23 protein-coding genes are annotated in these 25,279 nt (G+C 59.0%); 13 read left to right on the top strand and 10 right to left on the bottom strand.

Annotation, left to right across the window (positions count from 1 at the left end):
• Position 1: 1 nt before the first annotated feature.
• The 4 genes from ACR0AI_RS10710 to ACR0AI_RS10695 form a co-directional block, all read right to left on the bottom strand.
• Positions 2-1,663: an FAD-binding dehydrogenase gene (locus ACR0AI_RS10710; protein ID WP_480674132.1), complete on the bottom strand. Its 1,662-nt coding sequence runs from the start codon at positions 1,661-1,663 to the stop codon at positions 2-4.
• An 11-nt stretch (positions 1,664-1,674) separates the two neighbouring features.
• Complete coding sequence (locus tag ACR0AI_RS10705; protein WP_480674134.1) at positions 1,675-2,532, bottom strand: bile acid:sodium symporter family protein; 858 nt, start codon at positions 2,530-2,532, stop codon at positions 1,675-1,677.
• Between the two features lie 73 nt (positions 2,533-2,605).
• Entirely contained in the window at positions 2,606-3,340 is a 735-nt protein-coding gene (locus ACR0AI_RS10700) for a glutamine amidotransferase (protein ID WP_480674136.1), read from the bottom strand.
• A 16-nt stretch (positions 3,341-3,356) separates the two neighbouring features.
• Complete coding sequence (locus ACR0AI_RS10695) at positions 3,357-5,129, bottom strand: SLC13 family permease (protein WP_480674138.1); 1,773 nt, start codon at positions 5,127-5,129, stop codon at positions 3,357-3,359.
• 110 nt (positions 5,130-5,239) lie between these two features.
• On the opposite strand from ACR0AI_RS10695, the gene ACR0AI_RS10690 reads away from it, so the two are divergent.
• Together ACR0AI_RS10690 and ACR0AI_RS10685 are read left to right on the top strand one after the other, a co-directional pair.
• Positions 5,240-5,980 (top strand): YebC/PmpR family DNA-binding transcriptional regulator, encoded by a 741-nt coding sequence (locus tag ACR0AI_RS10690; protein WP_170352472.1) that lies wholly within the window; start codon positions 5,240-5,242, stop codon positions 5,978-5,980.
• Between the two features lie 156 nt (positions 5,981-6,136).
• On the top strand, positions 6,137-7,417 hold the full coding sequence (locus ACR0AI_RS10685) for an MFS transporter (protein WP_480674140.1): 1,281 nt from the start codon (positions 6,137-6,139) through the stop codon (positions 7,415-7,417).
• 17 nt (positions 7,418-7,434) lie between these two features.
• On the opposite strand, the gene ACR0AI_RS10680 is transcribed toward ACR0AI_RS10685, so the two are convergent.
• Positions 7,435-8,124: a nitroreductase family protein gene (locus ACR0AI_RS10680; protein WP_480674142.1), complete on the bottom strand. Its 690-nt coding sequence runs from the start codon at positions 8,122-8,124 to the stop codon at positions 7,435-7,437.
• Positions 8,125-8,128: 4 nt separating this feature from the next.
• The gene (locus tag ACR0AI_RS10675; RefSeq protein ID WP_480674144.1) at positions 8,129-9,046 is read right to left on the bottom strand and encodes a LysR family transcriptional regulator ArgP; all 918 of its coding nucleotides are present in this window, start codon (positions 9,044-9,046) and stop codon (positions 8,129-8,131) included.
• A gap of 86 nt (positions 9,047-9,132) precedes the next feature.
• Between ACR0AI_RS10675 and ACR0AI_RS10670 the strand changes: the two genes are divergently transcribed.
• The 6 genes from ACR0AI_RS10670 (at position 9,133) to ACR0AI_RS10645 (ending at position 14,907) form a co-directional block, all read left to right on the top strand.
• The gene (locus ACR0AI_RS10670; RefSeq protein ID WP_480674146.1) at positions 9,133-9,732 is read left to right on the top strand and encodes a LysE/ArgO family amino acid transporter; all 600 of its coding nucleotides are present in this window, start codon (positions 9,133-9,135) and stop codon (positions 9,730-9,732) included.
• Between the two features lie 40 nt (positions 9,733-9,772).
• A complete protein-coding gene (locus ACR0AI_RS10665) occupies positions 9,773-10,681 on the top strand; it encodes a DMT family transporter (protein ID WP_170766030.1) in 909 nt (302 codons plus the stop codon).
• A gap of 87 nt (positions 10,682-10,768) precedes the next feature.
• Entirely contained in the window at positions 10,769-11,341 is a 573-nt protein-coding gene (gene betI / locus ACR0AI_RS10660) for a choline-binding transcriptional repressor BetI (RefSeq protein ID WP_480674148.1), read from the top strand.
• The gene (gene betC, locus ACR0AI_RS10655) at positions 11,338-12,846 is read left to right on the top strand and encodes a choline-sulfatase (RefSeq protein ID WP_480674150.1); all 1,509 of its coding nucleotides are present in this window, start codon (positions 11,338-11,340) and stop codon (positions 12,844-12,846) included. Before betI ends, betC begins: the two co-directional genes overlap by 4 nt.
• A gap of 83 nt (positions 12,847-12,929) precedes the next feature.
• Entirely contained in the window at positions 12,930-14,588 is a 1,659-nt protein-coding gene (gene betA / locus ACR0AI_RS10650; RefSeq protein ID WP_480674152.1) for a choline dehydrogenase, read from the top strand.
• Between the two features lie 79 nt (positions 14,589-14,667).
• On the top strand, positions 14,668-14,907 hold the full coding sequence (locus tag ACR0AI_RS10645) for an HP1242/YdcH family protein (RefSeq protein ID WP_170378021.1): 240 nt from the start codon (positions 14,668-14,670) through the stop codon (positions 14,905-14,907).
• 57 nt (positions 14,908-14,964) lie between these two features.
• On the opposite strand, the gene ACR0AI_RS10640 is transcribed toward ACR0AI_RS10645, so the two are convergent.
• Both ACR0AI_RS10640 and ACR0AI_RS10635 read right to left on the bottom strand, forming a co-directional pair.
• Positions 14,965-16,365 (bottom strand): helix-turn-helix domain-containing protein, encoded by a 1,401-nt coding sequence (locus ACR0AI_RS10640; RefSeq protein ID WP_170378023.1) that lies wholly within the window; start codon positions 16,363-16,365, stop codon positions 14,965-14,967.
• Between the two features lie 66 nt (positions 16,366-16,431).
• Positions 16,432-17,637, bottom strand: coding sequence for a multidrug effflux MFS transporter (locus tag ACR0AI_RS10635; protein ID WP_475220687.1), 1,206 nt, complete (start codon positions 17,635-17,637; stop codon positions 16,432-16,434).
• A 181-nt stretch (positions 17,638-17,818) separates the two neighbouring features.
• On the opposite strand from ACR0AI_RS10635, the gene ACR0AI_RS10630 reads away from it, so the two are divergent.
• From ACR0AI_RS10630 to ACR0AI_RS10620, 3 genes are all read left to right on the top strand, one after another.
• The gene (locus ACR0AI_RS10630) at positions 17,819-19,351 is read left to right on the top strand and encodes an acyl-CoA carboxylase subunit beta (RefSeq protein WP_480674155.1); all 1,533 of its coding nucleotides are present in this window, start codon (positions 17,819-17,821) and stop codon (positions 19,349-19,351) included.
• A 212-nt stretch (positions 19,352-19,563) separates the two neighbouring features.
• Positions 19,564-19,941 (top strand): DUF6497 family protein, encoded by a 378-nt coding sequence (locus tag ACR0AI_RS10625; protein WP_480554784.1) that lies wholly within the window; start codon positions 19,564-19,566, stop codon positions 19,939-19,941.
• Positions 19,942-20,071: 130 nt separating this feature from the next.
• Positions 20,072-20,422, top strand: a complete 351-nt coding sequence (locus ACR0AI_RS10620; RefSeq protein ID WP_480674157.1) for a hypothetical protein — start codon at positions 20,072-20,074, stop codon at positions 20,420-20,422.
• Positions 20,423-20,503: 81 nt separating this feature from the next.
• On the opposite strand, the gene ACR0AI_RS10615 is transcribed toward ACR0AI_RS10620, so the two are convergent.
• On the bottom strand, positions 20,504-21,676 hold the full coding sequence (locus ACR0AI_RS10615; protein ID WP_480674159.1) for a DcaP family trimeric outer membrane transporter: 1,173 nt from the start codon (positions 21,674-21,676) through the stop codon (positions 20,504-20,506).
• A gap of 650 nt (positions 21,677-22,326) precedes the next feature.
• Between ACR0AI_RS10615 and ACR0AI_RS10610 the strand changes: the two genes are divergently transcribed.
• Both ACR0AI_RS10610 and ACR0AI_RS10605 read left to right on the top strand, forming a co-directional pair.
• Entirely contained in the window at positions 22,327-22,530 is a 204-nt protein-coding gene (locus tag ACR0AI_RS10610; RefSeq protein ID WP_170665566.1) for a hypothetical protein, read from the top strand.
• A 116-nt stretch (positions 22,531-22,646) separates the two neighbouring features.
• Complete coding sequence (locus ACR0AI_RS10605) at positions 22,647-24,692, top strand: acetyl-CoA carboxylase biotin carboxylase subunit (protein ID WP_480674162.1); 2,046 nt, start codon at positions 22,647-22,649, stop codon at positions 24,690-24,692.
• 76 nt (positions 24,693-24,768) lie between these two features.
• Here the strand turns inward: ACR0AI_RS10605 and ACR0AI_RS10600 are convergent, their stop codons facing one another.
• Positions 24,769-25,215 (bottom strand): DUF4174 domain-containing protein, encoded by a 447-nt coding sequence (locus tag ACR0AI_RS10600; protein WP_480674164.1) that lies wholly within the window; start codon positions 25,213-25,215, stop codon positions 24,769-24,771.
• Positions 25,216-25,279 lie beyond the last annotated feature (64 nt).

The following is a 25,279-nucleotide window of genomic DNA, read 5'->3' as shown; positions in this document are numbered from 1 at the left end:
ATCAGGCCACAGCGCGGGATCGCCCGGCGTTGCGGCCTGAGAATATGCAGCCGCCAAGGAACGTGCCTTCAAGCGCGTTATAGCCATGATAGCCCCCGCCGCCGAAACCGGCGACCTCGCCAGCAGCAAACAGGCCGGGCACCACTTGCCCGTCCGCTCCGATCATCTGGCTGTCCAGATTGGTCTGCAGTCCGCCAAGCGTCTTGCGGGTCAGCACGTGCAGCTTGACCGCGATCAATGGGCCGTTTGAGGGATCGAGGAACCTGTGCGGCTTGGCCGTCCGGATCAGCTTGTCACCGCGATAGTTACGCGCCGCCAGAATCGCCATCATCTGGGCGTCTTTCGAGAACGGATTGTCGACCTGAGAATCCCGCGCCTCGATCTGCGCCCTCAGATGGGCTTCATCAATCAGACCTCCGCCCAACTGGTTCATGCCGCTGACCAGCTCGGTCAGAGTGTTGGCGACGATGAAATCCTCGCCCTTTTCCTTGAACGCCTCAACGGGGGCTGTGGCTTTGCTGCCAGACAGGATGCGCTGGCGGATGACCTCTTTCCAACTGCCCGAGGTGAAATCGGGGTTCTGTTCCGAACCGGACAGGGCGAATTCCTTTTTGATGATCTTCTGGGTCAGAACAAACCAGCTGTACTCGTGTCCTGTTTTCAGAATTTCGCGCAGCGTCCCTAGCGTGTCGAACCCAGGCAAGCAGGGCGGTTGCAAGCGGTTGCCCTTGGCATCGAACCACATCGAGCTTGGCCCGGGCAGGATACGAATCCCGTGTGAGGGCCAGATCGGATCCCAGTTTCGCACGCCTTCGGTGTAGTGCCACATACGGTCGCCATTGATCACATGGCCGCCCGCCTTTTCGCTGATCGCGATCATACGTCCGTCCACGTGGAACGGGACACCTGCGACCATGTCTTGCGGAGGTTCGCCCAGTCGGTCGCGGGGCCAGTTCTTGCGGACCATCTCAAAATTCCCGCCGATCCCGCCCGAGGTGACGATGACCGAAGGGGCATAATATTCGAACTCGCCCAGCTCTTCGCGGTTGGTTTTGGCGCCGCGCTGGGCTGTATCTTCGGCCAGAACTTCGCCCGAGACACCTTTGGCGCAGCCGTTTTGCATGATGATGTGGCTGACCTGATGGCGGAACTTCAGCTGGATCAGCCCGGTGCTGACATGCTCTTTAACACGACGGATGAAATGTTCCAGCACGCCGGGGCCGGTGCCCCAGGTGATGTGAAACCGCGGGACCGAGTTGCCATGCCCGTTCGCGTAGGAGCCTCCACGCTCGGCCCAACCGACCACCGGGAACCAGCGCAGACCCATGTCATGCAGCCATGGGCGCATTTCCCCTGCGGCGAATTCGACATATGCCTCGGCCCATTTGCGGGGCCACAGATCGTCGTCGCGATCAAACTGCGCGCTGCCCATCCAATCCCGCAGGGCCAGGTCGTGGCTGTCTTTGATGCCCATCCGGCGCTGCTCGGGCGTGTCGACCATGAACAGGCCGCCGAGGCTCCAGAACGCTTGTCCACCCAGAAAGCTCTCGGGTTCCTGATCCACAACGATCACCGTTTTGCCCCGGTCGCCCAGCTCGGCCGCAGCCGCCAGCCCGGCCAATCCGCCTCCGACAACGATCGCATCTGCCGTGTTATTGGCCATGTCAGGTCCTTTCAGCGTTTGCGAAACCAAAGGAGGAAGGGGAACACAACGACATACATAGTGACGCCATAAACCGCCGAGGGCAAAGCCAGAGTGCTGAACCCGGTCTCGGTTCCCGTGATCAATGCCGCCAAGGTCAGCCCTAGGGTCGAGTTCTGGATGCCGGTGTCAATCGAGATGCTTTTACACTCGGCCCAGGACAGGTTCGCGGCGCGCGAGGCACCCAGACCGATCAGAAGCAGCGCGATATTTAGAGACACCAACCCGGTGCCCATGATGCCAAGGTTCTCAATAAAGAGCTGCCAGTTCCCGGCCACGGCGGCGATGACGATCAGCAGGAACAGAGCGCCAGCCAGTTTGGACAACCCGCCCTCGATCCGGTTTGCAAATCCCGTTGCAAACCTGCGAACCGTGATGCCAATGGCGACGGGTAGGGTCGTGATCAGGAACATGGCAATCGCAAGCCCAGTGATCGACACTTCGGGCGCGTCTTCGCCCATGAAATGCGCGATGGTCCAGGCAGCCAGGATCGGCACAGTCAGAATCGACAGGATACTGATCACCGCCGTCAGGCTAACAGAAAGCGCCACATCGCCCTTGGCAAATTTCGTCAGGATGTTGCTGGTCACCCCACCCGGACAAAAGCTGAGCAGCATGAAACCGACGGCAATCTCTGGCGGTAGGCCAAGGAGTTTGACGGTTGCGAACGCGGCGATTGGCAGCAGCACGACCTGACACAGCGCACCAATTGCAAACGGGTATTTGCGGGTCAGGACACGCCGGAAATCGGCGATCTCAAGCCCGATGCCCAAAGACAGCATGATGATGGCCAGCGAAACAGGCAGGCCGACATTGATTAGAAAATCCAAGAACAACTCCTCCCAAAGTCGTTTCAATGCAGACTAAGCGAGGGGGAAACCGTCAGGCAACCGCGTCGTTAGGTCATCTATAGCGTTCGACGAACCGGCGCAGGATTTCGCCCGGCTGTGTGACGTCTGCCGCGTTGCAGATATCGATCAGGCGCTGGGCGTCCTCGGGAGGGAAATAGCCGTGGTGCTTGTAAATGTTGATGCGCTGCTCAAAGTCTTTGGCATCGGCCTCCGGATGGAACTGAGTCGCATAGACGTTCTGCCCCCAGCGGATCATCTGAAAAGGGCAGGGGTCTGAGGCAACTAGATGCACGCATCCGTCAGGCAGGGTCTGGACGGCTTCTTTGTGGCCGACGAAGGCGTCGAACTTGGGCGAAAGGCCCGCGGTCAAGGGATCAGTGGCGCCGTCCTCAGTCAGGCGGCAGGCCGAGGGGCCGACCGGCTCGCCGAAACGGGCTTTGCTGACGTCGCCACCCAAATGCGCGGCCAGAACGCCCAGCCCATAGCAGCAGCCCATAAAGGGGTGATCCTGCGCGGTGATCTGCGGCATCAACCCCATGACAGCGTTTTCGATCTTTGTGTCCAACTCGGATTTCGTCGCGGGATCGTCGCTAACGCAGCCCGGACCTCCGCCGACGATGACACCTGCATAGTCGGTGACTTTTAAACCCTCGGGCAGGTCCTCGCAATCCAGCCTGATGCGGTGGGTTTGCTCAGGCGTCAGGTCGCTTTTGTCGAGGATCGAGGCATATTCGGTGTCCGACGCATCAGCCTCGGGGCGCAATTGGAGGATCAGAAAGCGTTTCATAGTGGGGCTTTACCTGTCAAAGCGGCCAGAAGACAAGGATCGCGGGGATCGAAACTGCGATGATCAGGATCTCAAGCGGCAGACCCATGCGCCAATAGTCACCAAACCGATAGCCCCCGGGGCCCAGAACCAGCGTGTTGTTCTTGTGCCCGATCGGCGTGAGGAACGCGGCCGAGGCGGCAACGGCCACGGTCATCAGGAATGGATCGGGAGAGACCTCGAGCGTGCGGGCCATCTGGATGCCCACGGGGGCGGCAACAATGGCCGTGGCCGTGTTGTTCAGCACGTCCGACAGGGTCATCGTCACGACCATCAGCACGGTCAGGATGGCCCAGGCGGGCAGGCCATTGGTCAGCTGGATCAGGGCGTTGGCGATCAGTTCTGTGCCGCCTGAGGTCTCTAACGCGCTGCCCAGTGGGATCATGGACCCCAGCAGCACCACGACCGGCCATTCGATATGGTTGTAGATGTCACTGATCGGCATGATCTTGGTCAGGACATAGGCCACGACAACAAAACCCAACGCGATGGGCAGGTAGATCAACCCAATGCTGGCCGCCAAAACCGCAGTGGCGAACAGACCGATGGCGAACCAGGCTTTTTCGTTTGCCGTTACGTTCAGGCCCCGCTGCGCCAATGGCAGACAGCCCAGCCATTCTGTCACGTCGGCACCCCGGTCGCGGGGGCAGAGCAGCAGCAGGATGTCGCCTGCTTCCACCTCGGTCTTGCGGACCTGTTCGCTGATACGGCGGCCCTGGCGCGAGATTCCCATCAGAACCGTGCTTTGCCGCCACGCCAGACCCAACCCTTGCGCGGTACGGCCGGTGATGCGCGCGCTTTCCGTGGCGACCACTTCGATCACCTCAAGCCCGTCGCCTTCTGCCGTCAGCACCTCTTGCCGGCGGGTGTCTGAGAAATCCAGCTTGAGCGCTGCACGGAACTCATCCAGCGCTTCGGGCCGCGCCTCCAGCACCAGCGCGTCGCCCTCTTTAAGTGTGGCGTGGGCAGATCGGCCATAGCGCCGTTTGCCGTCGCGGATCAGACCAATGATTGCCACGTCAGACTTCTCGGCGTCCTCGTACAGTTCGCTGACGCGCTTGCCGCTATGAGGCGACTCAGGGGGCAGGGTGAGTTCGGCGATGTATTCCGCCAGCGCCTCGGAGGCTTCTTCCTGCGCGCCTCGGTTCGGGATTAGCCGCCAGCCGATTAACGAGACGAAGGCCAATCCGGCGATGGCCGCGATTCCGCCGACGGGGGCAAAGTCGAACATCTTGAACGGCTCGCCCAATGTCTCGGCCCGGATCGAGGCGATGATGATGTTTGGCGGTGTCCCGATCAGGGTCGCCATGCCACCCAGGATCGTCGCAAAACTGAGCGGCATGAGCGTCAGCCCCACAGCGCGCCCCGCTTTGCGCGCAGTCTGTATGTCAACCGGCATCAGAAGGGCCAGTGCGGCCACGTTGTTCATGAAGGCTGACAAAACCGCGCCGATCCCGCCCATCAGTGCGATATGGGCGCCAAGACCGCGCGAGGCATCCACGAGGGTGCGTGTGATCAGGAACACGGCACCTGACCGGACAAGCCCGGCCGAGACCACCAGCACTAGGGCAACGATGATCGTTGCGGGGTGCCCGAACCCGGCAAAGGCGTTGTCGACTGGCACAACACCCAGAGTGACCCCGATCATCAGGGCGGTGAAGGCCACAAGGTCATACCGGAAACGTCCCCAAAGGAGCATTCCAAAGACTGTAATGAAAAGCGCAAACAGAATGATTTGATCGGTCGTCATGCGGCCACCTTACCCTCAGATGGGCGTCTCGCAAGCCGCTCTCTTGATCCTTTGCCCCGCAAACGTCTATATGAGCGCCGAATACGCTAACATGATGACGAGGACGCACCATGGCAGGCCACTCCAAATGGGCCAATATCCAGCACCGCAAGGGACGTCAGGACGCCGCGCGGTCCAAACTGTTTTCCAAACTGTCGAAAGAGATCACCGTGGCCGCCAAGATGGGCGACCCCGATCCCGACAAGAACCCGCGCTTGCGTCTGGCGGTGAAAGAGGCCAAGTCGAACTCGGTCCCCAAGGACGTGATCGACCGCGCGATCAAGAAATCGGTTGCAGGCGAAGGCGACGAATACGAAGAAATCCGGTACGAGGGTTACGGCCCCAACGGTGTGGCAGTGATCGTCGAGACCATGACGGATAACCGCAACCGAACGGCCTCGACCGTGCGCTCGACCTTTTCCAAGAATGGTGGAAACCTGGGCGAAACCGGCTCGGTCGGGTTCATGTTCGACCGCAAGGGTGAGGTGGTTTATCAGGCGGATGCAGGTGACGCGGATACTATCTTTGAAGCCGCGATCGAGGCAGGTGCCGAGGATGTCGAAAGCTCGGAAGATGGTCACATCATTTGGTGCGCCGATACCGATCTGAACGACGTGTCGAATGCGCTGGAAGAGGCTTTGGGCGAATCCGAATCCACCAAGCTGGTCTGGAAACCAACCACGACCACTGAGCTGGGTCTGGAAGACATGCAGAAGCTGATGAAGCTGGTCGATGCGCTGGAAGATGACGATGACGTTCAGCGTGTGACAACCAATTTCGAAGCGACCGATGAGGTCATGGCGCAGCTCTGATCGCACCAGACATCTGGTACCTGAAAGCCCGGCCCGTTTGGTCGGGCTTTTGTTTTTCAGCCTCCGAAGTGTTGCTTGGCTGATCAGCCTCAAGCGATTACTCTTTGAAATGTGGGCGAGAAAACAAAAGGGCTGGCTTTGATGCCAGAGTGATACATGGCGCGTGACCCGTCAGATCTGGCAAAACGCAATGTCCCGGTCCTGGCCGGGCAGAGCATTCTGTCTCAGGTCGCGTGGACGCTAGGAAGCCCGTCGGTGGTTTTGCCGTTTCTGGCGGTCTCTTTCGAGTTGCCGATGTTCATCGCCGGGGCGTTGGTCTCGGTTCGCATGGTCGGCAGCATGATCGCGGATTTCTTTCTGGCCCGTTCGATTGCCGCGCGGCCCGAGAAGAAACGCGGGATTGCGATGACCGAAATCGCAATCGGAACCTGCCTTTTGGTCGCCATGGGGGTAGCCGCCACAGGCATCGTGCCGCTGATCGCTATTGCCTTCATTGCAGTCTTTTTCCTGATCGGGCTTATCGATGAGGTGCAGAACCTCATGTTAACCGATCTACTGGGCGATCATGTGCATTCGAAATCCCGAATGGTGATGCAGTATTTGCAATTGGGGGCCGGTGGGCTGGGCGCCATAGGGTTGGCGCTTTTGTTGCATGAGTTGACCAAGGACAATCCGCCGTTTTCACGCCACTCAGCCGTCATCGCTGTCTCCGCCACGTTCTTTTTACTGTCTGCCCTGTCGATCCTCGCGATGTTTGAGATCCGCAAAGCCAACAGTTCAGAAGCCAATGAAGCGAAACACTTGGGCCTGTCTTTGAAAGCCAATATCAAGTCCATCTTCAGTATGTTCGAACATGCTTGGTTTCGCCGATACCTGTTCATGCGCATGCCGCTTGTCGTGGTGTCCTTGTCGGTGCCGTTCTTTGCCCTGATCGCGGCCGAGGCGCATCACAGCTCGGCCAAGGGGCTGACCGCGATGATTGTGTCTTCGGCGTCTGGCTATCTAGTCTCGGCCCCGCTTTGGCAGCTGTTAAACATGAAATCCCACCGTACCGTCATGGTCGCAGGGACTTTGATGGTCGCAATTACAGGGATCGTCCTATTGGCGTTTCACTATTTGGGCATCGACCACGAAGTTCACTTGCACGCAATTGCCCTGTTCATCGCAACGGTTGCCGTCACGGGGATCAGCAGCGCGCGCAAGCTCTACTTTCTTGACGTCGCCCCGAAAGAGCAGCGGGTTCAGGCCTCTGCCGCGATCAAAAGCATCGCACGCCTGACCGCTGTTGCAATGTCAGCCGCTTTGGCAGCGGTCGCGCATATGCATGAGGTTTCGCTGGCGGTTGCGTTCATTGTTCTGTGCAGTCTGGTCGCAACCGCTGCCTGTTACATGGTCGTCTTGCCCAAGCCAGCGACACCTGATTTGCAGGGCGGCTGAAGTCACCAGAGGCCCAATCAGAAGAACGACGAAATCTCGTCTAGAGGTTTCTTCATCTTGGCAACGGAGGGGACAGTCGCGGCCTCTGATGGGTGGCCAACAGCGATGATCAATTTGGGCTTTTCCGATGCTGGGCGCCCCAGCGCGTCATTCAGGAATTTCATCGGGTTCGGCGTGTGCGTCAGTGAAGAAAGCCCGGCGTGATGCAGGGCAGCCAACAGAAAGCCCGTTGCGATGTTGACGCTTTCGGGGACGTAGTAGTTTTTGTACCGCGTTCCATCCTCGAACTCACCCCAGCGCTGGGCGAAAACCACGATCAGCCAAGGGGCAATGGTCAGGTGTTCTTTGACAGCGTTGGTGCCGATGGGCTCCAGCGCTTTGATCCACTCATCCCCTGCGCCGCCGGCATAGAAGCGACGCTCTTCTTCCTCGGCCTCTTCCCGGATGTGCTGTTTAAAAGCCGGGTCAGCGATGGCGGCAAAATGCCATGGCTGGTGGTTAGCCCCGGATGGCGCGGTGCCTGCGGTCCGCAAGCAGGTCTCAATCACTTCGCGATCAACGGGGCGGTCGATGAAATCTCGAACGGTATGGCGCTGGCGCATCTTGTCGTAGAATGCTTGAGCGGCCTGCTGCATCTCGGCATCGCTCATCTCGCACCGGTCGGGCAGAGGGATCGGATCATAGCTGAGCGCATCGCGTGAGAACATCTTCTTACTCCGGATTTTTGCCCTTTATCTGGCGGTCGGCATCCGGGATCAAGGCCTTTGCAGCGCCCCGTTTTACGGCTTTGGTCAAGGGGGTTAGGGCAGATGACAACACGCGACCAACCTGCCAATTGAGGGGCACGTCCAAAGGCGCATCGGGCGCGACTTCGCAAAGCCTTCCGTCCCGCAACGCTTCGCGTACCAAGGGCTCGGGGTTCATGCCCCAACCCAATCCAGCAATAGCGGCGTCGACAAACCCATGGGAGGAAGGGACGAAATGCGAAGGTGGCGACAGTCGCTGCCCGGTTTGATTGGATATCCAGACCCGCTGAAGGCTGTCCTTGCGGTTGAATACAAGGCAGGGCGCTTTTGCCAGCGACCGCGCGGACAATCCCTCACTGAACCAGTGCGTGGTGAACTCCGGGCTTGCCGTCGCGAGATACCGCATCGCGCCAAGGGCATGCGTATCACATCCAGTGACCGGTTGCCCTCCGACCGTGATTGCGGCGCTAACCTCGCCCCGGCGTAGCCAGTCTGCCGAATGCTCCTGATCGTCGATCACGAGATCGAACAGCAGGTCCGGCACCTGCGTCATCACATCGATGAACCACGCAGCCAGAACATCGGCCGGAAGGGCGATGCGCACCCGCGCCGGACCGGGGCCGCTCTCCAAGGTCAATTCGCGTGCAAGTTGGGACTCCAGCAGTCCGATATCCTCGGCATGTTTGGCAATCCGCAGCCCGGCAGGCGTGGCGGTGCAGGGGGAGCCGCGATTGATCAGGCTGGTACCGATGCGATCCTCCAACGCTTTGATCCGCTGGGATATTGCCGAGGGCGTGACGGACAGCTCAGAGGCGGCGGCGTCAAAGCTCCCATGCCGCAGAATCGCGGCCAGCGCGTTCAGGTGATGTGGATCGATCAGCATTAGTCAGACTTAATCCTGTTCAGTATCTTTAATTTGATAGGCCGCGGCGAAGCCGCTAGTCAAACCTTCAAACGACAGGAGGTTTCATGTCCGCCCCCCTCATTGCTGGTTTTGTTCTTAGCTTCAGCCTGATTCTGGCCATTGGTGCGCAGAATGCGTTCATCCTCAGGCAGGGTCTGCGGCGCGAGCATGTGTTTATCCTGTGCCTGACCTGTGCCGTATCGGACGCGATCCTGATTACCGCCGGGATTGCCGGGTTTGGCACGCTGGCACAGGCCGCGCCATGGTTCGAGACGGTGATGCGCTTTGGCGGCGCCGTGTTTCTGACATGGTACGGGCTGCGCAGCCTGTGGTCGGCCTGGCAGGGCGGCGCGGTGATGGAACTGGGCGAGAGCCAACGCACAAGCCTGCGGTCGGCGATGCTGACCGTGCTGGCCTTCACCTGGCTGAATCCGCATGTCTATCTGGATACCGTGGTGCTAATCGGCTCGATCTCGGCCCAGTATGACGACCGGTTCAGCTTTGCCATTGGGGCCGTGACCTCAAGCTTTGTTTTCTTCTTCACGCTGGGCTACGGGGCCAGGATTCTATCGCCGTTTTTCGCACGCCCACGCGCATGGCAGGTGCTGGACGCGCTGATTGGGATTGTGATGCTGGGAATTGCGTGGAAGTTACTTGTCATGTGAAGGGTTGTTCTGCCGGTGATTTCGGTGTTCAACCGGGACCATGACAACAGCTTCCGCCCCTTCGCGCCCCGTAGTGGGAATGTTCTGGATGTTTGCTGCGGGTCTGGCCTTTGTGGTGATGACAGCGCTGGTGAAATCACTCGGCTCGACTATGGACCCGATTCAGGCCGCGTTTTTGCGCTATGTCCTCGGGTTGGTGTTTCTGTTGCCTGCTCTGCGGTCGATCCTGGCAACGCGGTTGAGCAAGCGCGATCTTTCATTATTCGGGCTAAGAGGGGTCATCCACGGGGTGGCGGTCATGCTGTGGTTCTACGCGATGACACGCATTCCTTTGGCCGAGGTGACGGCCATGAACTACATGACCCCGGTTTATGTCACCCTTGGCGCGGCCCTGTTTCTGGGTGAGAAGCTGGCCTTTCGCCGGTTGGCTGCCATTCTGGTCGCCCTGATTGGCGTGCTGATCATTCTGCGCCCCGGCTTCCGCGAGGTGTCCAGCGGGCATCTGGCCATGCTGGGAACGGCGCTGACGCTGGGTGGCTCCTACCTGCTGGCCAAACTGCTGGTGCGGGATATCCCGCCCTCGGTCGTGGTGGCCCATCTTTCGATCTGGGTGACATTAGCATTGATCCCCTTTGCAATCGCTGTCTGGTCGCCGCCCACTCTGCGGGACATCGGGGTGCTGTTTCTGGTCGCAAGCTTTGCAACGGCAGGGCATTATTTCATGACATTGGCTCTGCAGGCCGCCCCGGTTGCGGTCACACAACCCGTCACCTTCCTGCAGCTAATCTGGGCGACGATTGTTGGTGCCTTGGTGTTCCACGAAAGCGTTGACATCTGGGTCGTGGCTGGCGGTACGTTGATCCTGACCGCCGTCAGCTTTATTTCCTGGCGCGAAGCGATGCTGAACAAACGCGATGTGACACCATCGGCTTTTGCACCCAAAGCATGAAAACATCCGTCCGAAAACGAGATTGATTGACGAGTCAATAAAAAGCGCCTAGCGTCGTCGGGAAATCCTGTTGCCCAGGGGGACGCGATGCCAAAAGTCGGAATGGAGCCTATACGCCGTGATGCGATCGTTCGTGCGACGATTGCCGAATTGGGCGTGCAGAAATCTCTGGATGTGACCGTTAGCCAGATCGCCAAACGCGCGGGCATGTCCAGCGCGCTGGCGCATCATTATTTTGGCGGTAAGGATCAGATCTTTCTGGCCGCCATGCGGCAAATCCTGACGGATTTCGGTACGGAAGCCCGGACCGAACTGGCCGCCGCAGCCCCTGACCAACGGGCTCAGGCCATCATCCGCGCCTGTTTTGCCCATTCGTGTTTTACCCCGGACGTGATTGCCGCGTGGATGACATTCTATGTCCTTGCGCAAACCAATGACGATGCGCTGCGGCTTTGGAAGGTTTATCAGGCGCGCATCCGCTCGAACCTGATCCATGCGCTGCGCCCGCAAATTGCCGAACCGGTCAACGCGGCCGAGACCATGATCGCCTTGATCGACGGGCTGTATATCCACTCGGCGCTGAGCGCCCCGGAAGAGCCTCAGCTGGCTGCAAATCACGCCTTGCGCGTCCTGAATACTCTGCTCGAGGGCGAAAAATGACAAAACCAAACATTCTGATCCTGATGGTGGATCAGCTGAACGGCACCTTGTTTCCCGATGGTCCGGCCGACTGGTTGCACGCGCCGAACCTGAAGAAACTGGCCGAACGCTCGACCCGTTTTGCCAATGCCTACACGGCCTCACCGCTTTGCGCGCCGGGGCGGGCAAGCTTTATGTCGGGTCAGTTGCCTGCACGCACGGGGGTATACGACAACGCCGCCGAGTTCCGCAGTGACATCCCGACCTATGCCCACCATCTGCGCCGCGCGGGGTACTACACCTGTCTGTCGGGCAAGATGCATTTTGTCGGGCCAGACCAGTTGCACGGGTTCGAAGACCGCCTGACTACCGATATCTACCCCGCTGATTTCGGTTGGACTCCGGATTACCGTAAACCGGGTGAGCGGATCGACTGGTGGTATCACAACATGGGTTCCGTCACCGGCGCGGGTGTGGCCGAAATCTCGAACCAGATGGAATATGACGACGAGGTCGCTTACCACGCCAAGGCCAAGCTCTATGATCTGGCGCGCGGCAAGGACGACCGTCCGTGGGCTATGACCGTCAGCTTCACGCATCCTCATGACCCCTATGTCGCGCGCCGTAAATACTGGGATCTTTATGAGGATTGCGAACATCTGCTGCCCGAGATCGCTGATCTTGGCTATGACAATCAGGACCCGCATTCCAAGCGTATTTTCGACGCCAACGACTGGCGCAGCTTCGACATCACCGAAGAAGATATCCGCAAGTCGCGCCGCGCGTATTTCGCCAATATCTCCTATCTGGATGACAAGATCGGCGAGATCCTCGAAGTGCTGGAGACGACACGCCAAGAGGCGATCATCATGTTTGTCTCGGACCATGGCGACATGCTGGGCGAACGCGGGTTGTGGTTCAAGATGACGTTCTTCGAGGGCTCGTCGCGCGTGCCACTGATGATCTCCGCCCCGGATTTACCTGCAGGCCTGATCGAAACACCTGTGTCGACCATCGACGTGACCCCGACTCTGGGCTCTTTGGCTGGTGTTGATATGGCCGAGATTGCCCCATGGACGGATGGCGAGGACCTCGTGCCTCTGGCCAAAGGGCAAGAGCGGACAGCCCCCGTGGCGATGGAATACGCGGCCGAGGCCTCCTATGCGCCGCTGGTCTCGTTGCGCTATGGCAAGTGGAAATACAATCGTTGCGCGCTGGACCCCGATCAGCTGTTTGATCTTGAGGCCGACCCGCATGAACAGAACAACCTCGCCGATGACCCCGCGCACTCTGGGACCTTGCAAACGCTGCGGGCGAAGTCCGAGGCGCGCTGGGACCTGGACCGGTTTGATGCGGATGTCCGCGCCAGTCAGGCGCGCCGCTGGGTTGTCTACGAGGCGTTGCGGCAAGGTGGTTATTACCCGTGGGACTACCAGCCGCTGCAAAAGGCATCCGAGCGCTACATGCGCAACCACATGGACTTGAATATCGTCGAGGAAAGCCAGCGGTTCCCGCGCGGCGAGTGACCTCTTCTTCTTTTTTAAAAATACGCCCGCCGGAGGCAGAGCAGGTTTCGAAACCTCTCACGGCGGATCTATGGAGACGTGAAATGGAAGCAGATTTTGTCATTGTGGGTGCTGGCTCTGCCGGCTGTGCGATGGCCTATCGCCTGAGCGAGGCCGGGGCCTCGGTCCTGGTGATCGAACACGGGGGCACGGATGCCGGGCCCTTTATTCAGATGCCCGCGGCGCTGAGCTATCCGATGAATATGTCGCTTTATGACTGGGGATTCAGCTCGGAACCCGAACCCAACATGAACAACCGCCGGATGGCCTGTCCGCGTGGCAAGGTGATCGGTGGCTCGTCGTCGATCAATGGTATGGTCTATGTGCGCGGCCACGCGCGGGATTTTGACACTTGGGCCGATATGGGGGCGGATGGCTGGTCTTATGCGGATGTGCTGCCTTACTACAAACGCATGGAAAACTGGCATGATGGCGGCCATGGCGGTGACCCGGAATGGCGCGGCAAGGATGGTCCGCTGCATGTGTCACGCGGTCCGCGCAAAAACCCTCTGTTCCAAGCCTTCGTCGATGCAGGTCAGCAAGCGGGCTATGAAGTCACGGGCGACTATAACGGCGAGAAGCAGGAAGGTTTTGGCCCGATGGAGCAGACCGTCTGGAAAGGACGGCGCTGGTCGGCGGCAAATGCTTATCTGCGACCTGCTCTGAAACGTCCCAACTGCGACCTCGTCAAGGGATTGGCGTCGCGCGTTGTGATGGAAGAGGGCCGCGCAGTTGGTGTCGAACTGGTGCGTGGCGGCAAGAAAGAGGTCATTCGGGCCCGGCGTGAGGTTGTTCTGGCGGCCTCGTCGATCAACTCGCCCAAACTGCTGATGCTCTCGGGTATCGGGTCGGCGTCGCATCTGGCGGAGCATGGTATCGACGTTGTTGCTGATCGTCCGGGCGTGGGCGCAAACCTGCAGGACCATCTGGAGCTGTATATCCAGCAAGCCTCGTTGCAGCCGATCACGCTGTACAAACACTGGAACCTGTTCAGCAAAGGTCTGATTGGGGCGCAATGGCTGTTCACCAAAACCGGTCTTGGGGCCTCGAACCAGTTCGAGAGCGCGGCGTTCATCCGGTCGAACCCAGGTGTTGAATACCCCGACATCCAGTACCACTTCCTGCCGATTGCAGTGCGCTATGACGGTCAGGCCGCGGCCGAGGGGCACGGGTTCCAGGCGCATGTGGGGCCGATGCGGTCTCCTTCGCGTGGGGCTGTGACTTTGCGGTCGAAAAACGCTGAAGACGCGCCGGTGATCCGGTTCAACTACATGAGCCACGAAAAAGATTGGGAAGACTTCCGCAAATGTATCCGCCTCACCCGTGAGATCTTTGGTCAGGACGCCTTCAAACCCTATGCGGGCAAGGAGATCCAGCCCGGCGCCTCGGTGCAGACGGATGAGGAACTGAATGCCTTCATCGCAGAGCATGCTGAAAGCGCCTATCACCCCTGTGGTACCTGCCGGATGGGGCGCGCGGATGACAAGAACGCTGTGGTCGACCCCGAAGGTCGCGTGATCGGCGTAGATGGTTTGCGCGTGGCTGACAGCTCGATCTTCCCGCAGATCACCAATGGCAACCTCAACGCGCCGTCGATCATGGTGGGTGAAAAGATGTCGGATCACCTGCTGGGTAAGGATGTGCTGCCGAAGGCCAATGATCGCCCGTGGATTCACCCGCAATGGGAGGTCGCACAGCGCTGATTTGATCCGCGTCAAAGTGGGGTGGGGCGACATCCGATAAACCTGAATCGCAACGACATTTATTCAGGAGCGAACAGGAATGTCCCACACCCCGCATGAACTGGCCGAAGAGTTTCCGGACAAGGTTGAGGTGATGAGCCAGCTCAAGCAGACGGACGCTCATTTTGCGCGTTTGGCTGATGAGTATCACGAAATCAACCGCCGCGTTCACCGCGCCGAAACCAATATAGAGCCGGTGGAAGAGCTCGCCGAGGGCGAGATGCGCAAGAAACGCGCCGCGCTCAAGGACGAGATCTGGGCGATCGTGTCCAAGGCTTGAGCCCGACAGCGGGGGCTCTGCCCCCGCACCCCCGGGATATTTTTGGCCAGATGAAGATCAAGTGACCTCGTAGGGCAGTGTGCCTCGGGTATGAGTGTCGATGGCCAGCCGTCGTTCCAGTGGCGGAACCGAGCGTTGGTGACAATTGGCGCGCTCGCAGATGCGGCAGGAAATGCCGATCGGTTCATAGGCGCTGGCGTTGTTGATATCCAGATTGTCTGCATAGACCAAGGCTTCGGCGTGGCGGGTTTCGCAGCCCAGTGCGATGGCATAGCGGCGCACCGGCGCACCGAATGAGCCGCCGGGTTTTGACACATCCCTTGCTAGTGAAATGTAGCGGACGCCGTCCGGTGTTTCCGCCAGTTGCCGCAGGAAATGCCCCGGTGTTTCGAAAGCGCGGTGGACGTTCCACAACGGGCAGGCACCGCCAAAACGGGCAAATTGAAGCCGCGTAGCCGAGTGGCGTTTGGTGATCGTTCCGGCCTGATCCACGCGGACGAAGAAGAACGGGATGCCTTTTGCGCCGGGGCGCTGCAACGTGGACAAGCGGTGCGCGACTTGTTCGATCGAGGCACCAAACCGGTTGCTGAGCATTTCCAGATCATGCCGGTCTTCTTGGGCGGCGGCAAGAAACGCGCTGTAGGGCATCAGGGACGCGCCGGCGAAGTAGTTGGCAAGGCCGATTTTGGCGATAGCGCGGGCCTCTTCACTCTGGAATTTGGCGAAGTCGAGCGTCGCTTCCAACAGCTTGTCCTGGCTGATCAGGGCAACCTGAAGCAACAATTGAAAGACCTGCGTTTGGGGTGCAGCGCGCGAGGACAGGCGAAGGGTTCTGCTTTCCTTGTCGTAGCTGCGCAACGGGTTGATGTCTGAGAAGATCACTTGAATGCCGCGTTCTTCCAGGCTTTGAAGCGCGGCCTGACGGATACCGCCAGGGCCGTCGGCTCGTTTGGCGAACAGTTCGGCTGCACGGTCAACCGCGTCGATATAGTTGTCGCAATAGTGGAAGAAGTCGCGAACTTCCTCCCATGGGCTGGCTTGGGTGCGGGAGTCTTCGCGGCCTAGTGCTTCGTCTAGTGAGGCGAGGCGTTCGTGGGTTTGGCGATAGCTTCGGTGCAACTCAATAAAGGCACGGGCAAGGGCAGGAGCGTTTGAGGCGGTCAGGCGCAGATCGGCCAGAGGGGGGATGTCGTCGGCAAAGACCGGATCGGCCAGCGCCTCGCGCATATCCGAGACCAGCCGCTCGCTGTCGCCCGTACTCAGTTCGGTCACGTCCATGCCGAATTCCTGCGCCAAAGCCAAAACGACCGTGGTTGAGATCGGCCGGTTGTTGTTCTCCATTTGGTTCAGGTAGGGCAAGGAAACACCCAGTTTTGTGGCAAACTCCTTTTGAGTCAGTGTTAGGCGCGTGCGCATTTCTCGCAGTTTGGCGCCGGCATAGAGTTTTTGAGTGGCCATGGGTGTGCCTTTGCAAATTTTCTATTTTGGTACGTTAACTTTGCAAACTCCCGGGGGCAAGGCGGCTTAGAGGCCCAATTGTCGTTCGCGCCAAATGACCGAAGCAATGGCGGCGATAGCAAGGATCGCCGTGACCAACATAAGCCAGAGCAGGGGCATTGCGCCTGTTTCAACGGTCAGCAAAGCTCCTGCCAGTGCGCTCAGGCCTGCTCCTCCGCCCAGCATGATGGCGCCGCTGAGGCCCGAGGCGGTGGCGGCCAGATGTGGCCGTACGGACAGGGCGCCAGATGTTGCGTTTGGGATCGTCATTCCATTGCCCAATCCGACGAACGTCATGAAGCCGAAAAAGCTGAGCGCTGTTCCGAAGCCGGTCAGGAACAACGCGGCAGACAGGGCGACGCCTGCGGCGTTCAGCCAGGTTCCCCAAAGCACCATGCGGTTGATGCCGAACCTGACCGAATACCGCCCGCTGAAAAAGTTACCCAAAAAATAGCCCAACGCGGGTGCGCCGAAATAGATACCGACTTCGGCCGCGCTCATGCCAAAGACTTCGGTTCCGATGAAGGGTGCGCCGCCCAGATAGGCAAAGAACGCGCCGGACGAGCACGCAGAGGAGAGGGAGTAGCCCCAGAACCGGGGAGACATGAGCAGTTCAGGGTATTCGCGAAATTGCTGCAGCAGGGTTTTACCGCTTTTGGCTGAGGTTTCCCCGAAATCGACATAGGTCAAGGCAAGGGTCAGGGCGCCCAAAGCGAAGGGCAGCCAGAAATTGGCTTTCCAGCCAAAGCTCTCTTCCAGTAACCCGCCTATGGCCGGGCCAATCATCGGGACAACAGCCATTCCCATGGTGACATAGCCGATCATCGAAGCCGCCTGATCCTGATCATACATGTCCCGAACCGCGGCCCGACTGAGGACCATCCCGACCACCACGACCGCCTGACACATGCGGAAAAGTAGGAACACCTCGGCTGTTGGTGCATAGATACAGCCAAGTGTCGCCAGTAGAAAGAGCGCGAGTCCCCAAAGCAAAACGGGGCGTCGTCCCGCCTTGTCTGCAATTGGCCCGATGATGATCTGCAGGACCGCGTTTACTAGCAGGTAAAGGGCGATCGACAGTTGCATGACCTTGTAATGCGTGTCGAAATGCAGGGCCATGTTCGGCAGGCTTGGCAGAAATAGATTCATGCTCAGCGCCGACAGTCCCGAGAGAAGAACTAAAGTGCCGATTGTGGGTGGTGTGCGATAAGCCGACGACGTTCTGAACTGCATGGTTCGCTTGTATAGCTGTTGAGTAGGCAAAGGCCAGATGCTTGATGCAACGGGCAATAATTCGCAAATTTACAGTTTGAGCAAATGAGATTTTCAAAACTTTGCAAATTTGCCGAAAAAAACTTTGGCTGAAGGGTTGCTCACTGTAGGGTCCGGTCAGATTTCACAGGGGACTATCGCCATGAAAGACATCCTTTCCGAGCTTGAAGAACGCCGCAACGCGGCCCGTCTGGGTGGTGGGCAAAAACGGATCGACGCGCAGCATGGGCGAGGCAAGTTGACCGCGCGCGAGCGGATCGAGCTGCTGCTGGACGAAGGCAGTTTTGAAGAATTTGACATGTTTGTCAGCCATCGTTGCACCGAATTCGGGATGGAAAAACAAAAGCCTGCCGGGGATGGTGTGGTCACCGGCTGGGGCACGATCAATGGCCGTATGGTCTATGTATTTAGCCAGGATTTCACTGTGTTTGGTGGCTCGCTGTCGGAAACGCATGCGCAGAAAATCTGCAAGATCATGGATATGGCCGTGCAGAACGGCGCGCCGATCATCGGGATCAACGACTCGGGTGGTGCGCGAATCCAGGAAGGCGTTGCCTCGCTTGCCGGATATGCCGAAGTGTTCCAACGCAACATTACTGCATCGGGCGTGGTTCCTCAGATCAGCGTGATCATGGGGCCCTGTGCGGGTGGCGCGGTGTACAGCCCGGCGATGACGGACTTTATCTTCATGGTGAAGGACACGTCCTACATGTTCGTCACCGGCCCGGACGTGGTGAAGACCGTCACGAATGAGGTAGTTACGGCTGAGGAGCTGGGTGGGGCTTCAACGCATACCAAGAAGTCCTCGGTCGCGGATGGAGCGTTTGAAAACGATGTCGAAGCTTTGGCCGAGGTGCGCCGGCTGGTCGACTTCCTACCGCTCAACAACCAGGAAAAACCTCCGGTTCGGCCTTTCTTTGACGATCCCAACCGTGTCGAAACCTCGTTGGATACTTTGGTTCCGGACAATCCGAACACACCGTACGACATGAAGGAACTGATCACGAAGATCGCGGATGAAGGCGATTTTTACGAGATTCAGGAAGACTTCGCCAAGAACATCGTCACCGGCTTCATCCGCCTTGAGGGTCAGACTGTCGGTGTTGTGGCGAACCAGCCCATGGTTCTGGCTGGATGTCTGGATATCGACAGCTCACGCAAGGCGGCGCGTTTCGTGCGCTTCTGTGACTGTTTCGAGATCCCGATTCTGACGCTGGTGGACGTGCCCGGCTTCTTGCCCGGAACGCAGCAGGAATATAGCGGCGTGATCAAGCATGGTGCCAAGCTGCTTTATGCGTATGGCGAAGCGACTGTGCCGAAAGTGACTGTTATCACCCGTAAGGCTTACGGTGGTGCTTATGTTGTGATGGCCTCGAAGCACCTGCGTGGTGATTTCAACTATGCGTGGCCCACGGCCGAGATCGCGGTAATGGGTGCGAAAGGCGCGACCGAGATCATCCATCGTGCTGACCTCGGCGACGCTGAGAAGACCGCGCAGCATGTTGCCGACTACGAAGACCGTTTCGCCAACCCGTTTGTGGCGGCTGAGCGCGGCTTTGTGGATGAGGTGATCATGCCGCAATCAACGCGCCGTCGTGTCTCACGGGCTTTTGCCAGCTTGCGCGGCAAGCAGTTGAAAAACCCGTGGAAAAAGCACGATAACATCCCTCTCTGAGCGTGCGGGTGGGGCGACCCACCCAAATCCGCCGAAAATTGCGGTACCCCTCCGCAATTTGCCCGAAATCAAGGCAGAATTGACAACGAGCGAAAAATCGTCGAATGATCCGATCCATCAGACATAGAACCGCGCGGGCACATAGCACTGCGCGCGCGATCCCGGAAGGAGGAGCCTGCCATCGGCGGGTCCGGGGTCGCGCCTTGGGTCTGATGTTTAGCATCCTATCTCTGCCAAGCATTTCAGTGGCCGAAACCTCTCTGCCCGTGCCCTCAGGCCAACCCGTGCATCTGAGCGACGTTCTGTTGGACAACAACCCGGGTGAGCTGTGGGTGCGGTTCCGGTTCATCGCCCCGAAAATCGGCGCGACGGTTGGGCGGATCGGCTATGACGTGGCCTCGAACGATATGGAGCATCTGTGCCAGACGCTGGCGGTTGCCTATGTCGCCCAGCATGATTTGGACCCGGCCTTGGTTGTGATTTCACTGTCCGACCGCCCGATCCAATTCGGCGATGCCGCCCCCGATGCTACTCAGTTTTTCGAAGCCTACCGGCTGGAGCAGTCCCGGTGTATCTGGGAGGGGCTCTGACCATGATCTGTCGTAATGAAAGCAGAGCATCTCAGACAACGGATGCGGCTTTGGAGGTGCGCGCTATGACTTTTTCCCCTTTCGGGTGCGAATTCTTATTCCCGATGACAGCAGTCAACGAGGTGTCAGGATGTTGAAGCATCGGGGTTTTCCGGGCCGTCTGCCAGGGACGGATTTTCAATTCACTATCCGCCGTGCCAACCCTAAGGGCGTGACGCCGATCACCCGGCGTGAGCGGTTCCGCGACCGCAAACCTGCGGACCGTCGCGCAGATGCCGCCTTTATGGAGGCTCTTTGGCAGAACTTCGGGGATCAGCCCTTTGAACGCGGCAATCTGGATGCAGGGCGGCTGAGCTGGCTGTTTGAGCGTGAGGTCGTGCCAGCCGAAGATCCCTTCGACCAGGCTAGCTATGATGCATTGTTGGTCATTGATCTGGACGCGGCAACTGCGTCTTTTCCCGAAGTTTTCGGGGTGGGCTGAGCGGTGATCCACCCTGTGCCTCATATCCTTGCCCGCATGGGTAAAACCCTGCCCGAAGACGGGCAGGGCGGGTATATGGCGTCAGAAGTTCAGCTGCGCGGCGACCTGAACCCGGCTGCCGTCGAAGGTGTCACCGGTTGTTGCGTCGTTGCGCTCCCCATAGATATACTCGGCGCTCAGCGTCAGACTGTCGGTCGCCTGATAGAAGGCGTTGACGTGGATTGTCTCCAACTCGGTGAAGTTGAGGGATCCGCTGCCATCCGAGAAGCTGTTGGTCGCCAGATCATAGTCTTCCCGACCATAGGCGATGCCGACATTCCATTTCGCACCCAGATCCTGACGGAGCTCGATCGTGTAGCCGTCGACGTCGTTGGCCCGGCCGTTGACGATGGCATTGCCAAGGCCGATCAGGTAGGGGCCGATCGCCTGACCAGTCACGTAGTTGACCTGGAACAGACCGCCCTCCCATGGGCGAACCGATCCCGACAGGGTCACGCCCCACTGGTCCACTTCGGTGGCACCATCGCTGGTTTCGGCTTTACCGTAGAGGCCGGAGATACGCGCGACGTAAGTACCGTCATTGTATTCAGCCGCCGCGGTCAAAACCGGGTCGTTCGAGTTCGAGCCGCTGACGTTTTCCTCGAGCGAAACGCTGAACTCAGTGTTCGTGCCGAAGCTGTTGGTATAGCGGATTTGCGGCTGACGGGCGAAGGCGATGCCAACCGGGCCGTTGAATTCAACCGACGTAGGGTAGGTGTCCAGCGGCTGGAAGTTTGTCCAGTACTGACCGATCAGCCAATTGTCACCAATGGTGATGTTGGCATGACGCAGACGCAGTTCGGCCGTGCCGTTGGAGGCAAACAGGTCCAGCTCCAACTGACCGCCGATGTCACCCAGGGCACTGGGCGTGCTGGTGCGCAGGCCGATGCGCGACTGGCGTACGGTGCTGCCGAAGGTTCCGCTGGTTGCGGTCGAAGGCTCGCCGATGACGTTCACGAACGCGGTGTCGCCCTGGTCGAAGTCGAAATCATAAAAGAAGTCGGCCTTGATGTAGCCGTAGAGGTCCAGGCTGGTGTTCCCAAGGCGGAAATCGCCATTGGCGGGGCCTGCGCTGGAGGCCTCGAGGGCTTCGACCCGAGCCCGCAGAGCATCAAGCTCGGCTTGGGTTTGAGCGTCCTGAGCAAAGGCAAGCGTGCTGGTCACACTAAACGCAGTGGCAGCAAGCAGGATTGCCTTTTTTCTCTTTGTAAACATGTGGGTGTTTCCTTGTTTGCGAGTGTGCGTGGCCAAAGTTCCACGCGCCCAGCGATCAGGGAAATCACGAAAGAGGGACTGAAAACGCGTTTTTGCTCAAGTATTTGTGCTGAAAATAAGGTCGTGATTCACGGCAAGGTGAACAGATCGGTTAACCCACGGCATGTGCGCAAAAATAATCTGCGAACAGGTGTGAATGCCCGTGATGCTGCAGGCGCAGAAATCAAGGTAGCGGCAGAGAAATGTAACGAAACTGTGACGGTTTGGGCGGCTTCAACCTGGCAAAACCATACAAGTCTTGTCGGCATGAATTTGCGCGGAGTTTCGCCTGTTGGGCAGATTCTGGCCGGAATCTTATCTGGAAACAATAACTTGTTTGCAGACAAGATTGTGCAGTGCATCTTGATCCAGCCGTGCGACACTACTTTGCCTGCGTCGCACATGCACCTACTATTCCGTACCCCTTCCTTGCGCGGGCAGGCTTGTGTTCCCCACATCATCCTGTCCGCGTTTTTCTTTGCACAAAAAATTGGCCTGAATGGGCATAAACCTGCGCAAAATGCGGATTCGACCCCGTTGTTATTGAATAACGGTGCTGAGTTCCTGCAACTGCCTCTAAGAGCAATACAAAAAACAACGAGGCAGACATCATGCGTATCTCAAAAGTGTTCCTTGCACTGGCAACCTGTGCGGGCCTTTCGGCCTGCGGCGATACTCTCGGCGAACAGGCCATCCTGGGCGGCGGCGCGGGCGCTGTCGGGGCGGCCGTTCTTAGTGCCGATCCGTTGTTCGGTGCGGCCGTCGGGGCCGCAGGCAACGTGCTGTACTGCAAGACGCAGAACACCTGTAACTAACGCGAATTTTCGGGGCGCAAGCCGCCCCGGCCGTCGTCACGCATTGCGCCGACGTGGGGATGCCATCCCTGCGGCGGTTTTTTGCGTTTCCAGAACACCAAGCCAAAGGACGTTCCATGTTCAATAAGATCCTGATCGCCAACCGGGGCGAGATCGCCTGCCGGGTTATCAAGACCGCCCGCAAAATGGGTATCGGCACCGTTGCCATCTATTCGGACGCGGACAAGAACGCTCTGCACGTGTCGATGGCGGATGAGGCTGTCCATATTGGCCCGCCGCCTGCCAACCAGTCGTATATCGTGATCGAAAAGGTCATGCACGCCATCCGCCAGAGCGGCGCGCAGGCTGTCCACCCCGGCTATGGCTTCCTGTCGGAGAACGCCAAATTTGCCGAGGCGCTGGACGCCGAAGGCGTGGCCTTTGTCGGCCCCCCGGTCGGTGCGATTGAAAGCATGGGGGACAAGATCACCTCGAAAAAGATCGCGCAGGAGGCCGGTGTTTCCACCGTTCCCGGCTATATGGGCCTGATCGAAGATGCCGATGAGGCGGTCAAGATCTCGAACGACATCGGCTACCCCGTCATGATCAAAGCCAGCGCCGGGGGCGGCGGCAAGGGCATGCGGATCGCCTGGAATGACGAAGAAGCCCGCGAGGGGTTTCAGTCCTCGAAGAACGAGGCTGCGAACTCGTTTGGCGATGACCGGATTTTTATCGAGAAATTTGTGACCCAACCGCGCCACATCGAAATTCAGGTTTTGTGCGACAGCCATGGAAACGGCATCTATCTGGGTGAACGCGAATGCTCGATCCAGCGCCGGAACCAGAAAGTCGTGGAAGAGGCCCCGTCACCCTTCCTGGATCCCGAGACCCGCAAAGCCATGGGCGAACAAGCCGTCGCACTGGCCAAGGCCGTGGGCTATTCCAGCGCGGGTACGGTGGAATTCATCGTCGATGGCGAAAAGAACTTCTACTTCCTTGAGATGAACACCCGTCTTCAGGTGGAACACCCGGTGACCGAACTGATCACTGGTGTCGATCTGGTGGAACAGATGATCCGCGTCGCCGCTGGCGAAAAGCTGACCATCACGCAGGACGATGTAACGCTGACAGGCTGGGCGATCGAGAACCGTCTGTACGCCGAAGATCCCTATCGCAACTTCCTGCCCTCGATCGGTCGTCTGACCCGCTATCGCCCGCCGCAGGAAACCGCTGCCGGTCCGATGCTGGTCAATGGCAAATGGCAAGGCGACGCGCCCGAGGGTGAGGCTGCCGTGCGTAACGATACCGGCGTCTATGAGGGCGGTGAGATCAGCATGTACTACGACCCGATGATCGCCAAGCTTTGCACATGGGCTCCAACCCGCGAAGCCGCGATTGAGGCGATGCGCGTGGCGCTGGACAGTTTCGAGGTTGAAGGGATTGGCCACAACCTGCCGTTCCTGTCGGCGGTGATGGATCACCCGAAATTCGTCAGTGGTGACATGACCACGGCCTTCATCGCCGAGGAATACCCGGACGGGTTCGAAGGCGTGACCTTGCCCGAAGGCGACCTGCGTCGGATCGCGGCCTCGTGCGCGGCGATGCACCGGGTGGGTGAAATCCGCCGGACGCGAGTTTCGGGCCGGATGGACAATCACGAACGCAAGGTCGGCAAGCGCTGGGTCGTTTCGCTGGAGGGCCATGAGTTTGCCGTTCAGGTCAACGCAGACAAGGAAGGCGCGACCGTCAAGTTCGAGGACGGCTCGACCGTTCGCGTCGCATCAGACTGGACCCCAGGCGATCAGCTGGCGTTGCTGGATGTGGATGGAAACCCTCTGGTTCTGAAAGTTGGCAAGGTTTCGGGCGGGTTCCGCATTCGCAACCGGGGTGCCGATCTGAAGGTCCATGTGCGCCGTCCGCGTCAGGCCGAGCTGGCCAAGCTGATGCCGGAGAAACTGCCGCCGGATACGTCGAAAATGCTGCTTTGCCCGATGCCGGGTCTGGTCGTGAAGATCGATGTGGAAGTCGGTCAGGAGGTCCAGGAAGGTCAGGCGCTGTGCACCATTGAGGCGATGAAGATGGAAAATATCCTGCGCGCCGAGAAGAAGGGTACCGTTGCCAAGATCAACGCAGGCCCGGGCGATAGCCTCGCCGTAGACGAAGTGATCATCGAGTTCGAATGATCATGACCGCGCTTTTGGCATATCCTCAGGTCTCACCGGCGTTCTGCGCCGGTGGTTTGAGGCGTGGCAAAAGCGTTCAGCCGCCCTCGCGCCGTTCGCGGATTTCGCGTTCCCGCAAGGGGGTTTTGTCGATTGAGCGACCGATCTCGCGCACGCTCCAAGGGGACGGTTTGCGCAGTTTGACCACACCGTCCTTGTCGACAAAGACCATCTGGAACCCGCGCGGGCGCAGTTTGGACCGGATCGCGGATCGTGCGGACGGATCGGTATCCGTTAGCACCACGACATCCCGATCCCGCATCGCGTCCTCACCTTCCAGCAACATGTCGATCTGCTGTTGGAACCGGGGATCGGCGGGCGTGTCGGCGAAGACGACAATGGGCCGGTGGGTCCACATGAAATCGCTCAACTCACTGTCGCCGACAGGGCGAACATATTCATCATCAGCAGGTGCTGTTCCGTCGGCGGCCATGGCAGCCAGCGGGATAAGTGCCGAGAAAACAAGGGCAATCGTTTTGTTCATGGGGCCTCCTGTCCCGTTGAATATAGCCTCTGCGCGCGCGAATGCGACCGGCGATTTGCACAAG

The sequence above is a fragment of the Ruegeria sp. BG3 genome, assembly GCF_056538485.1.
This window is presented reverse-complemented; position numbering and strand designations above follow the sequence as displayed.

Coding starts and splice junctions, on each gene's coding strand:
- ACR0AI_RS10710 (WP_480674132.1), bottom strand. CDS start 1,663: ATGGCCAATAACACGGCAGATGCGATCGTTGTCGGAGGCGGATTGGCC.
- ACR0AI_RS10700 (WP_480674136.1), bottom strand. CDS start 3,340: ATGAAACGCTTTCTGATCCTCCAATTGCGCCCCGAGGCTGATGCGTCG.
- ACR0AI_RS10695 (WP_480674138.1), bottom strand. CDS start 5,129: ATGACGACCGATCAAATCATTCTGTTTGCGCTTTTCATTACAGTCTTT.
- ACR0AI_RS10690 (WP_170352472.1), top strand. CDS start 5,240: ATGGCAGGCCACTCCAAATGGGCCAATATCCAGCACCGCAAGGGACGT.
- ACR0AI_RS10685 (WP_480674140.1), top strand. CDS start 6,137: ATGGCGCGTGACCCGTCAGATCTGGCAAAACGCAATGTCCCGGTCCTG.
- ACR0AI_RS10680 (WP_480674142.1), bottom strand. CDS start 8,124: ATGTTCTCACGCGATGCGCTCAGCTATGATCCGATCCCTCTGCCCGAC.
- ACR0AI_RS10675 (WP_480674144.1), bottom strand. CDS start 9,046: ATGCTGATCGATCCACATCACCTGAACGCGCTGGCCGCGATTCTGCGG.
- ACR0AI_RS10670 (WP_480674146.1), top strand. CDS start 9,133: ATGTCCGCCCCCCTCATTGCTGGTTTTGTTCTTAGCTTCAGCCTGATT.
- ACR0AI_RS10665 (WP_170766030.1), top strand. CDS start 9,773: ATGACAACAGCTTCCGCCCCTTCGCGCCCCGTAGTGGGAATGTTCTGG.
- betI (WP_480674148.1), top strand. CDS start 10,769: ATGCCAAAAGTCGGAATGGAGCCTATACGCCGTGATGCGATCGTTCGT.
- betC (WP_480674150.1), top strand. CDS start 11,338: ATGACAAAACCAAACATTCTGATCCTGATGGTGGATCAGCTGAACGGC.
- betA (WP_480674152.1), top strand. CDS start 12,930: ATGGAAGCAGATTTTGTCATTGTGGGTGCTGGCTCTGCCGGCTGTGCG.
- ACR0AI_RS10645 (WP_170378021.1), top strand. CDS start 14,668: ATGTCCCACACCCCGCATGAACTGGCCGAAGAGTTTCCGGACAAGGTT.
- ACR0AI_RS10640 (WP_170378023.1), bottom strand. CDS start 16,365: ATGGCCACTCAAAAACTCTATGCCGGCGCCAAACTGCGAGAAATGCGC.
- ACR0AI_RS10635 (WP_475220687.1), bottom strand. CDS start 17,637: ATGCAGTTCAGAACGTCGTCGGCTTATCGCACACCACCCACAATCGGC.
- ACR0AI_RS10630 (WP_480674155.1), top strand. CDS start 17,819: ATGAAAGACATCCTTTCCGAGCTTGAAGAACGCCGCAACGCGGCCCGT.
- ACR0AI_RS10625 (WP_480554784.1), top strand. CDS start 19,564: ATGTTTAGCATCCTATCTCTGCCAAGCATTTCAGTGGCCGAAACCTCT.
- ACR0AI_RS10620 (WP_480674157.1), top strand. CDS start 20,072: ATGTTGAAGCATCGGGGTTTTCCGGGCCGTCTGCCAGGGACGGATTTT.
- ACR0AI_RS10615 (WP_480674159.1), bottom strand. CDS start 21,676: ATGTTTACAAAGAGAAAAAAGGCAATCCTGCTTGCTGCCACTGCGTTT.
- ACR0AI_RS10610 (WP_170665566.1), top strand. CDS start 22,327: ATGCGTATCTCAAAAGTGTTCCTTGCACTGGCAACCTGTGCGGGCCTT.
- ACR0AI_RS10605 (WP_480674162.1), top strand. CDS start 22,647: ATGTTCAATAAGATCCTGATCGCCAACCGGGGCGAGATCGCCTGCCGG.
- ACR0AI_RS10600 (WP_480674164.1), bottom strand. CDS start 25,215: ATGAACAAAACGATTGCCCTTGTTTTCTCGGCACTTATCCCGCTGGCT.